General features: G+C 41.6%; 9 protein-coding genes and 1 riboswitch. Of the genes, 5 read left to right on the top strand and 4 right to left on the bottom strand.

The genetic code is table 11. The features are described 5' to 3' along the window. Nucleotides 1–426: 426 nt before the first annotated feature. On the bottom strand, nucleotides 427–978 hold the full coding sequence (locus AB7E53_RS10900; protein ID WP_079683335.1) for a hypothetical protein: 552 nt from the start codon (nucleotides 976–978) through the stop codon (nucleotides 427–429). A 332-nt stretch (nucleotides 979–1,310) separates the two neighbouring features. Here AB7E53_RS10900 and AB7E53_RS10895 point away from each other — a divergent pair, with 332 nt between their 5' ends. Both AB7E53_RS10895 and AB7E53_RS10890 read left to right on the top strand, forming a co-directional pair. Further along, the gene (locus AB7E53_RS10895) at nucleotides 1,311–2,306 is read left to right on the top strand and encodes a hypothetical protein (protein WP_446775639.1); all 996 of its coding nucleotides are present in this window, start codon (nucleotides 1,311–1,313) and stop codon (nucleotides 2,304–2,306) included. Nucleotides 2,307–2,425: 119 nt separating this feature from the next. Beyond that, on the top strand, nucleotides 2,426–3,154 hold the full coding sequence (locus tag AB7E53_RS10890) for a hypothetical protein (protein WP_079683337.1): 729 nt from the start codon (nucleotides 2,426–2,428) through the stop codon (nucleotides 3,152–3,154). 39 nt (nucleotides 3,155–3,193) lie between these two features. On the opposite strand, the gene AB7E53_RS10885 is transcribed toward AB7E53_RS10890, so the two are convergent. The 3 genes from AB7E53_RS10885 to AB7E53_RS10875 all read right to left on the bottom strand — a co-directional run bounded on the left by AB7E53_RS10885 (nucleotide 3,194) and on the right by AB7E53_RS10875 (nucleotide 5,869). Continuing rightward, nucleotides 3,194–3,742: an FHA domain-containing protein gene (locus AB7E53_RS10885; RefSeq protein WP_179399482.1), complete on the bottom strand. Its 549-nt coding sequence runs from the start codon at nucleotides 3,740–3,742 to the stop codon at nucleotides 3,194–3,196. A 368-nt stretch (nucleotides 3,743–4,110) separates the two neighbouring features. Beyond that, nucleotides 4,111–5,268, bottom strand: a complete 1,158-nt coding sequence (gene dnaJ / locus AB7E53_RS10880) for a molecular chaperone DnaJ (RefSeq protein ID WP_446775637.1) — start codon at nucleotides 5,266–5,268, stop codon at nucleotides 4,111–4,113. A gap of 16 nt (nucleotides 5,269–5,284) precedes the next feature. After that, nucleotides 5,285–5,869, bottom strand: a complete 585-nt coding sequence (locus tag AB7E53_RS10875; protein WP_079683340.1) for a nucleotide exchange factor GrpE — start codon at nucleotides 5,867–5,869, stop codon at nucleotides 5,285–5,287. Between the two features lie 213 nt (nucleotides 5,870–6,082). Between AB7E53_RS10875 and AB7E53_RS10870 the strand changes: the two genes are divergently transcribed. The 3 genes from AB7E53_RS10870 to nrdD all read left to right on the top strand — a co-directional run. Further along, complete coding sequence (locus AB7E53_RS10870; RefSeq protein ID WP_371689053.1) at nucleotides 6,083–7,513, top strand: PDZ domain-containing protein; 1,431 nt, start codon at nucleotides 6,083–6,085, stop codon at nucleotides 7,511–7,513. Between the two features lie 119 nt (nucleotides 7,514–7,632). Continuing rightward, the gene (gene upp / locus AB7E53_RS10865; RefSeq protein WP_079683341.1) at nucleotides 7,633–8,283 is read left to right on the top strand and encodes a uracil phosphoribosyltransferase; all 651 of its coding nucleotides are present in this window, start codon (nucleotides 7,633–7,635) and stop codon (nucleotides 8,281–8,283) included. Nucleotides 8,284–8,392: 109 nt separating this feature from the next. Next, nucleotides 8,393–8,603, top strand: a riboswitch (cobalamin riboswitch). 46 nt (nucleotides 8,604–8,649) lie between these two features. After that, nucleotides 8,650–9,812 (top strand): anaerobic ribonucleoside-triphosphate reductase (gene nrdD / locus AB7E53_RS10860; RefSeq protein ID WP_446775635.1); only part of this gene is annotated, 1,163 nt, incomplete at its 3' end.

The raw sequence follows: 9,812 nt of genomic DNA, 5'->3' as shown, positions 1-9,812 counted from the left end.
CCGAGCAGAATCAGATGATAAACAGCACGATGAAGATGGTACGTGGTAAAATTGAGAAGGCATATGCCGAACGTATTGAATTCCTGTATTCGTCGTTCGGGAAGAATCCGGTCAACCCCGTTAATAAAGATAGTTTATAGACTTTATTAAAATAAGAAGAGGGAGTCTCTGCTCATGGTGCCTCCCTCTTCTTATTTTAATAAAGTATGCTATGATTTCTGGTTCAAAAATTAAAGACAAACAGATCTCCCACTTCTTTTTTTATGATTTATTCCTTTAAGGTACGACAAATTGCATTTTACACGCCATTGACTGTTTGGCCAAGCAGATCGACAAAAAGCTGGTGCTACAATTTAGTTGGCTTAATGCAAATCCGTTACCTTTTTAGCACATTGACAAGAAGCTGGTAGTACAACCAGTTGGTGACTACACTCCATTTAGTATATCACGGCAAACTTGGGAAGCAAAAATCGATTCACGATATAATAAGTGTCCGGTTTCCGGAAAGATCCGGCACGATAGATTCATTTGTCTCATCCATACTTCATCGGGTTTATATGGATCTGTTTCTCCATAATAGAGATATATACCGGCAGCAGGTAAAACCGTTTCATACCTCAACCGGGTAGAAGACAGCGCAAATATCCGGTGTGCCTCAAGTCCTGACAAGCAAGCTTTCCAGGCGATGGTTCCTCCAATACTGAAGGCCAGCACATCGACGGGTCTGTTACCTTGGGAAGCTATGGCACTCTCCAGCTCTAACAAGCGTGAAACAGCCGTCTCCAATCCACCATCCATAAATTGAGCATGCAAAGCGGCTTCGTTACGATCGGTTGTACTTACATTACCTAAGCTGCAACTGTCGTAGCAAGTTATATCGTACACACCTTGCAGTTGATCAAGATAATATGTCAACCAATCGGCCCTCTCCCATCCCCACAAATCAGACAGAATAACCAACCGTCTCTTCTTTTGCATATATTTTGATTGTATTTGATTCCCGTTGCAAAGGTATCAATTTATATGAACCGTCAAACACAAGCTTACAATGAGGTGATTCGTTAACAACGATATATGTTATTTAACATACATTACAATCCAAAACCTTGACAAATTCAGAAATATCCGTACCTTTGTATCGTGGTTTTTTCATAATAGTATTAGATTTAAGGTTAACAAAGTTTGGTTAGGGGATGTCGGGATGACATCCTTTAATTGTTTATAGACGGTTCTGTTTCAAATCCCGGATTTTCTTTATATATTTGATCATGGATGAAGAATAATGAATATAAACTTTACCTGTGATTATCATGTACAGAACTATTCCCTATCTGCTCATTTCTATGCTATGTATGTCTTTATACGGCTGTACCCTGAAATCTGAATCTGCTGCAGAAACGGATAGCAATGATGACATAACGAACATCGACACCCTATCATACTCAAATAAACTTGCAAAAATAGCCAACGGTGATACAACCGGCAGATGGCCCGTTTCTCCACAGCCCTTCCCTTCCGGAGATCCTATTCTTCCTTTTAAGCGGATTGTTGCCTATTATGGTAATCTGTATTCAAAAAAGATGGGGATATTAGGAGAATATCCACCTCAGGAGGTATGGAAAAGATTACATGCCGAGATGAAGGTCTGGGAAAAAGCAGACCCTTCCACTCCCGTTCAACCGGCTATCCATTATATAGCTGTTGTTGCCCAGGGGAGTGCTCAGAAAGACGGCACCTACCGCAAACGTATGCCCGAAAGTCAGATTGATTCCGCCTTATCAATTGCCGCCATGGGAAAAGCCATTGTATTTCTGGACATACAGGTGGCTTTAAGTACGGTACAGGAAGAGGTGCCTCTACTGGAAAAGTATCTTTCAATGCCCCACGTGCACCTAGCTATCGATCCGGAATTTTCTATGAAGGACGGTAGCAGACCGGGGACCAAGATCGGATCCTTTGATGCAGGAGATATTAATTATTGTTCGCAGTACCTCACCGGTCTGGTGCGAAAACATAAACTTACACCCAAGATACTGATTGTACACCGCTTTACCCAAGGCATGGTAAAAGGATACGATCAGATCAAGCTTCACCCCGAAGTACAATTGGTTGTCAATATGGATGGATGGGGATCTACTGTCCTGAAAAGAGATACCTATAAACAATATATCTACAGGGAGCCTGTACAATTTACCGGATTCAAGTTATTTTACAAGAATGATTTGAAACGTCCACCTCACCACATGCTTACCCCGTCCGAAATACTAAAGCTTGTTCCGCAACCAATCTACATTCAGTATCAATAAAAGTGGAATTCCTTGACTAAAAGTTATCTTTATATTTGTTAAAATATATGAATAAATTTTCGTTTAAACGATAAGTTGCGTACTTTTCATCTACAATTACTAATTATATATAAATCGACATGAAAAAACAGATTCTACTGATGGCATTAAGCCTATGTGTTAGCGGTGTGTTTGCACAGGATGCAAACAAAGTAAAGAGTGAAGGAGATGAGGCTTTAAAAGCAAAAAATTACACTGTTGCGTTTACTAAGTACGACCAGTACCTTAAGACAAACAACAACCAGGATTCGGTAACTGTATTTAACTGCGGACTTTCCGGTTTGAACAGCAAAAATTATGCAGGTGCTGTGAAGTATTTTGATATCTCCATCAAAAACAATTATCAACTACCAATGTCGTATGCAGGAAAAGCACAAGCATTGCGAAATATGGGTAAAACTGCCGAGATGCTTACAACCATTGAAGCAGGACTTAAAGTGGTTCCGGGCGATAACAATCTGGAAAAGCTGTATGCTATTCACTACTTGAAAGAGGGACAAAAATTTCAGCAGGCTGGCGATCAGGCCAAAGCAGAAGAGGCTTATAAAAGTATTTTAAGCATTACCGACAAGAAGTACAAAACAGATGCTTTGTACAGTCTGGGAGTAATGATGTTTAACAATGGAGCAAAATTGATGCAAAAAGCAACTCCGCTGGCAACGACAGACCGTGCCGAATACGACAAACAAAAAGCTGTAGCGGACGAAGACTTTAAGAAAGCGAGCGAATACCTGGAACAGGCATTGCAAATTTCGCCCGAAAGAGAAGCTGCAAAAAAAGTATTGGATCAGGTGAAGGCCGTTCTATAAAATTCCTTTCTTTTCTATAAAAAAACGAGAGATGATGTATTAATACATCATCTCTTCTTCTTCCTGACCCTCAGGATAATGAAGAATAAAGGTCGTTGCTCCTAAGGTAATAACCGCCCCATGATTCAAAACCACCTGTTCTTTTTTCCCCAGACAGACATTGTTTAAGAATGTACCTGTTAAACTGGGAAAATCGCGAAGCGTATATATCAGTTTGCCGGCTGCATTTTTCTTTACATTGATTACACAATGTTTTCTGCCCATACTTGGGTCGGTATTAATGATGGCAATATCCACGCCATCCGTATCTCTGTTTCTTCGTCCTATTACATTATCGCCCAGTTGTAATCCGAATTCTTGTTTGTCTCCGAAAAAGTTGGCAATCACACTAATATAGCCATTGGAGAAATCTTGTTCAACCAGCTGCCTCTCACTTCCGGAAGGAGCTTGAACCTTTTTCTTACCTAACTTAACATTAAACTGAGAGCCGCATTGTGCACAAACCAGTGCAATCGGTTTTCCAACCGGATACTTTGTTTCATCAAATGTTGTGAGATTGTCGCATTTCGGACAAAATACTTTTTTCATACAAATACTTATTTTTATAGGAAGTACAAAACTCGCAGTAAAACTTTTGTTTCGCGGTAAGCGAAGCCTTTTGTTCAGATACGCGCTTCATAATACTGTGGGAATGTTTCTAAATTACTGCAAAGGTAGTCATTTAAAGCGAATGTGCATAAAAAAGAAAAGGTTGTCTCCCGACAACCAATCTTCATTGTTAACCTTAAATCTAATACCATGAAAAACACAGTGCAAATATATGCATTTTATGTTTTGCAGCATAATATTTTACTTGCTTTATTTAATATTTAACTTCCTTTAACTCGAAAGCATAAAAAAACGCCCTGTTGTAATAAATTCAACAGGGCGTTTTAAAAAATAATAAGAGTACAGTATTAATCAAATAAATTTCTGAATTTACTGAAGATCTTGTCCTTTACCGATTTCTTAGGCTGGAAATTAGCCTCGTCCTTCAGTTTAGTAAGTGTTTCTTTCTCTGCAGACGATAATGTTTCAGGAATATAGACGCTCACATTCACCAATAAATCGCCCGTACCGTAGCTATTTACCGAAGGAAGTCCCTTATTACGCAAACGTAACACCTTACCAGGTTGTGTACCCGGATCAATCTTAACCTTCGCCTTGCCTTCTATGGTAGGTACTTCGACAGTATCACCCAATGCCGCCTGAGGGAAGCTCAGCAACAGGTTATATAACAAATCGTTTTCGTCGCGGATCAATTCAGGATGTGGCTCTTCCTCCACTAAAATCAACAAGTCGCCGTTGATACCGCCTCTGCGTGCCGCATTACCCTTTCCACTCATAGAAAGTTGCATACCTTCTGCCACACCAGCCGGAATATTGATTGTAATAACCTCTTCGTCTCTTACAATTCCTTCGCCGGCACAGACCGAACACTTGTGGGTGATTATCTTTCCTTCACCACCGCAGGTAGGACAAGCAGATTGAGTCTGCATTTGTCCCAGGATCGTATTTGTAATACGGGTAACTACTCCGCTGCCGTTACAGGTTGAACAGGTAGATTTACTGTGATCATCCTCTGCTCCGCTTCCGTTACATTTGGAACATGCTACGTACTTCTTGACCTTTATCTTCTTTTCAACACCGTTGGCGATATCTTTCAAGGTAAGTTTCACCTTTACGCGGAGATCAGATCCACGGTTAACCCTGCGACCACCCCGACTTCCGCCGCTGAATCCACCAAAACCACCGAATCCTCCGAAATGACCACCAAAGATGTCGCCAAATTGAGAAAAGATATCATCCATGGACATACCACCTCCAAAACCACCGCCCGAAGCAGCACCACCCATACCAGCATGACCAAACTGATCATAACGCTGACGTTTTTGTGGATCGCTCAGTACGTCGTAAGCCTCGGCGGCCTCTTTAAAATTCTCTTCCGCCTGCTTATCTCCGGGATTCTTATCGGGGTGAAACTGAATCGCCTTTTTCCGGTAAGCCTTTTTTATATCATCTGCTGAGGCATTTTTTTCCAGGCCCAGCACTTCATAATAATCTCTTTTAGCCATCTTTGTTGTTATTAGCTTATTCTCCTACTACTACTTTGGCGTGACGAATCACTTTATCGAACAGCACATAACCTGTCTGCACACAATCAATCACTTTGCCTTTCAACTCTTCGGCCGGAGCAGGAATGGTTGCAATTGCTTCGAAATGGTCCGTATCGAAATCTTTCATCTCTGTCTCGATGGGTTTAACACCCTGCTGAGCCAGATAAGAGATAAATTTGTTGTAAATCAATTCTACACCTTCTACTACGGCAGTCATATCCTCTGATACACGTGCATTCTTTACGGCACGTTCCATATCATCTACCACAGGAAGCAGATTAACCAGGGCAGATTCTCCTCCGGTCTTAATTAAATCGGCTTTCTCCCGTAACGTACGTTTACGATAGTTATCGTATTCGGCCATCAAACGTAAATGAGTATCGTTAAGTTCATCGTACTTCTTTTGCATTTCGACCATTTGAACTGTCAGATTGTCTGCCGTTGAAGTTTCGGCTGACTCATTTACTTGTTCATTCTGCACATTTGTCGCCTCCTGATCTGTCACGATTGGATCGTTTTCAGGATTTTGATTATTCTTCTGCGCACTTTTTCCCATCATAATCTATCTCTTGTTTTTTATTATTATCTGTAATACAACAACATACAGAAATAAGCATGCTGCAACAACGCATGTAGCACATCCTTATTTTTGTCATCTCTCCATAGAATAACAGCAAATATGCTGCCAAGTATTCCGCTTCTGCTTATTTTTCTTTACCTTTGCTTATTATTTACCAATTACTTATGTAACAAGTATACAAACATGTTGAGTATGATTAATAAAACATTGTTATCCCTGCTGTTGCTTCTGGCTGTTGTTACAGTCACAGCTCAAAAGAAAAGTAATATAGTATGCCGTCCTGGTTTTACATATGCACTTAGCAACAGTATCCACTGGGGATTAAACAAACCGGTGATTACGGGAATTGTTCCCTACTCGTCTGCAGAGTCGTCGGGACTGAAGTTGAATGACATTATTGAATCGGTGGATGGTATTCCGGTAAATGAATTAACTGCTATGGAGATTAGTCAGCTGTTAAACAATGAAACAAAAGACGAAATTATCCTTACAGTACGTAACCTGTCGAGTGAAGGAAAACAACTGATGATCCATAAAGACTGCAAATTGAGTCAGGCAATTACGGAAGATCAGCTTGCTCTTGCCTTCAATATGTATAGTCTGGAAAGCACTTCGGAAAGGGAATTTATATGTCCTTTCAAGACAACCACCACCCGCGAAGAAATTTCGTTCGATACGTATAAGACGTTTGGCTTTGCTCCCATTGACGAAAACAACAGCAAATTAGAGAACTTCATCAACCAGCGTATTGAAAAAGAACTTGTAAAAAAGGGATTGACTTACAATGCTTCCAACCCTGACCTGCTTATTCAGACCTATTATTTCTTCGATAAAAATCCCAATTACACAGGAGCTGTAACTAACGGTGCTCAACCAGCGGAAAAAACATTCCGTTATTTTGCAGCATCCGGCAAGATGATTGAATTACCTTTCCTATCAGTAGGGTCGGTCGAATCGAAAGCTCCTTACCTGCTTCAATTCGGGTTCAGATTCATCGATCAGAAAGTGTTGCACGGCCAGGTTGTGTGGGAATGCGAATCCAACGAACTTCTTACGGAGTCATACCGGCTGGATGATTATGCAGCCATCCATATTCCTTTAATGTGCCTGCAGTATCCTTTTGTAAAATATACCCGGAATGTTCCTGTAAAAGTAGATGTAAAGAATTACAACTACACCGGAATAAGCTACGACATAAACCGCTTGGAACGTATTGCAGAGGTTGAGCCAGGCTCACCAGCTGAAGCTGCAGGAATAAAGGCCGGCGATGTGATAGAACGCATCGGTAATCAGAAAATGAATTATTCATCGGATGAGTTTACCTCTGCATACAAGCAATTCATAACCCTCACAATGGATTTACGAGATCCGGCCACTCAATTTACGGATGCAAACGGATTTAGCCGTTGTATGTATTGGAATGTGATGAATTATCCCAAGATAGCCGACTTCTTCAAGAACCCATCCAATATAACAGGGTTCTCCTATCTGTATAATTTCACCCCCTACGTAAATCCGGTTGGCACTAATGTAACTACATTCCTTATTAAAAGAGGTAAGGATAAAGAGGAGATTACCATCCGTCCAACCGTACGAACAGAGACATCTGTATATGTAAACTAAATCAATTTATCGTTAATAAATAAAGAAATAGAGAGTAACTTTAACAGACGTTATTCTCTATTTCCATTTTATTTGTACATTTGCGTTCGGAATTTTAATAAACAAAGTTATACATCCGAATGAAAATAGTGAATCTTGGAGAATCCAACACCGTATTAAACCGGTTTGTTGCCGAGTTGCGGGACGTGAATATCCAGCATGACAGCCTTCGTTTTCGTCGTAATATTGAAAGAATCGGCGAAATCATGGCTTACGAAATCAGTAAAGATTTCGCTTACAGCGAAAAGAACATCCCTACTCCATTGGGAATCGCTCCAATGAACACTCCAGACAACCAAGTGGTAATAAGCACCATCCTTCGTGCCGGACTTCCATTTCACCACGGGTTCTTAAGTTATTTAGACAATGCCGAAAATGCTTTTGTATCTGCCTACCGTAAATACAAAGACAGGCTTAATTTCGATATCCATATCGAATACATTGCTTCTCCATCTATCACAGGAAAAACGCTTATCGTGACAGATCCTATGCTGGCAACAGGCAGCTCCATGGAACTGGCTTACGAAGCACTGCTTACCAAAGGAGCTCCTGCACATGTACACGTAGCTTCCATTATCTGCAGTAAGCCTGCTCTGGAATATCTTAAGAAAAAAATGCCGGAAAACTGTACCATCTGGATTGCGGCACTGGACGAAGGACTGGACGATCACTCCTACATCATCCCCGGATTGGGCGATGCGGGCGATCTGGCTTACGGGGCTAAGCTGTAACACCTATCGTACAATAAAGAAAGACTCAACTAGCTGCTCGTTGTTTCATTTTTCACAAAACGACGAGAGATAGTTGGGTATTTTTTTGCCTTTTTGAAAAGTATTCATTTATCTTTGTTGTCGCAATGGTTCTCTCTCTCCATCCGGAGAAAGGGATTAATAGGGAATCGGGTGAAAATCCCGAACAGTCCCGCTGCTGTGAGCTTCATTAAAACGTACGGACATTTCTTTGCCACTGTTCGGGTTTCAAAAGAACCTAAAAAACGGGAAGGCGTCCGGAGGAAGCGAGTCAGAAGACCTGCCTTTGCACGCATTGTTACACCCTGCGAGGATCAGGGGTATGAACATTCAAACAAGTTATACAAGATGTATTCGAACATTTTAATTACCAAGCGCGATGGTATGAGCGAAGCTTTTTCCATCGACAAGATTAAGAATGCGGTTCTGAAAGCATACAGAGCGAGTGGCATTCAGGAAGAAAACAGTACCATCGATCAAGTTGCCGAGAAAGTAGCCTCGGCAATTGTGGGCACTCAAATCAGTGTGGAAGAGATTCAGGATCTGGTAGAAAAAGAACTTATGGTACGCAACCCTTACGTAGCCAAAAAGTATATTATCTATCGTGAATGGCGTACCATCGAGCGCGATAAGAAGACACACATGAAACAGGTGATGGACGGGATTGTGGCTATCGAGAAAAATGATGTGAATCTGAGCAATGCCAACATGTCTGCCCACACCCCTGCCGGTCAGATGATGACATTCGCCTCGGAGGTAACCAAAGATTATGCCAATAAATACCTGTTGGGTATTAAGTATGCAAGAGCACACCGCAACGGCGATATACATATACACGACCTTGATTATTATCCAACCAAAACAACCACCTGCATACAGTACGACCTGGACGATCTTTTTGAAAGAGGATTCCGTACAAAGAACGGTTCCATCCGTACCCCACAGTCGATACAGAGCTATGCGACACTGGCCACCATCATTTTTCAGACAAACCAGAACGAACAGCACGGCGGACAATCCATTCCGGCATTCGATTTCTTTATGGCTAAAGGCGTTCGCAAGACCTTTATAAAACACCTTACCACTTTTATCTCTTTTCTTCATAACATCAGTCGGGATAACGCAGACTCCAACGAGAGTCAACTGCGCAACCGGCTTACCGGGTCTATCCAGTCCATTCAATGGAGTGAAGAGCAATCTGAGGTTATTCTGGAAATGCTGAAACAGGAAAATATTATACTTTCCTCTCAAAGTCTTTCAGCTATATGGGAACGATCGCTTAAAGCCACCCGGAAAGATACCCACCAGGCCATGGAGGGATTCATCCATAACCTAAACACCATGCACTCCCGTGGAGGAAACCAGGTGGTTTTCAGCTCCATCAACTATGGAACGGATACTTCGGCCGAAGGACGCCTGCTTATAAGGGAGTTGTTGGCCGCCACAAGCGAAGGATTGGGACAAGGAGAAGTTCCGGTATTTCCGATACAGATATTTAAGGTGAAAGAGGG

This window comes from Macellibacteroides sp. (assembly GCF_050251695.1).
Classification (GTDB): Bacteria; Bacteroidota; Bacteroidia; order Bacteroidales; family Tannerellaceae; genus Macellibacteroides; species Macellibacteroides fermentans.
The sequence above is the reverse complement of the archived record's forward strand: the minus strand, read 5'-3'. Positions and strand labels throughout refer to the sequence as shown.